At 62.1% G+C, this 478-nt stretch carries 1 protein-coding gene; it reads right to left on the bottom strand.

Going from position 1 to position 478, the window contains the following annotated elements:
* A partial coding sequence (locus G8O24_RS42670) for an ABC transporter substrate-binding protein (protein ID WP_244646413.1) occupies positions 1–478 on the bottom strand: 478 nt, incomplete at both ends.

Here is a 478-nt window from a genome sequence, read left to right on the forward strand (position 1 = left end):
ACGTTGTCGACGATCTTCATGCCGGCGGCCTTGAGCTGCGGCACGGCATCGGGCGCTGGCGTCTCGATCAGGTCAACCTGGCCGGCAAGCAGCGCATTGGTGCGCGTCAGCGCCTCCGGCATCGGCACCAGCACGATCTTGTCGACCTTCGGAATGCGCTTGGCGTTCCAATAGTCCGGATTCTTCGTCAGCTCGGCAAGCTCGCGGGGCACCAGCTTGGTCAGCTTGAACGGGCCGGTGCCGGAGGGCTGGCTCGCGAACTTGTCCCAATCCTTGCCGAGCTTTTCATATTGCGCCGGGCTCGACACCAGGAACCACAGCATCTGATAGGGAAAGAAGGAATCGACCGTCTTGGTCGTGATCTCCACGGTGAAGTCGTCGATCTTGGCGTAGCTGGCGACGGAGGGCAGGCGGGTCTTCACCTGTGCGCTCTGCCGCTTGTCGAATTGCGGCGCCTTGTCGTTCAGCACCTTGTCGA

The organism is Bradyrhizobium campsiandrae (assembly GCF_014529705.1).
GTDB classification, from domain to species: domain Bacteria; phylum Pseudomonadota; class Alphaproteobacteria; order Rhizobiales; family Xanthobacteraceae; genus Bradyrhizobium; species Bradyrhizobium campsiandrae.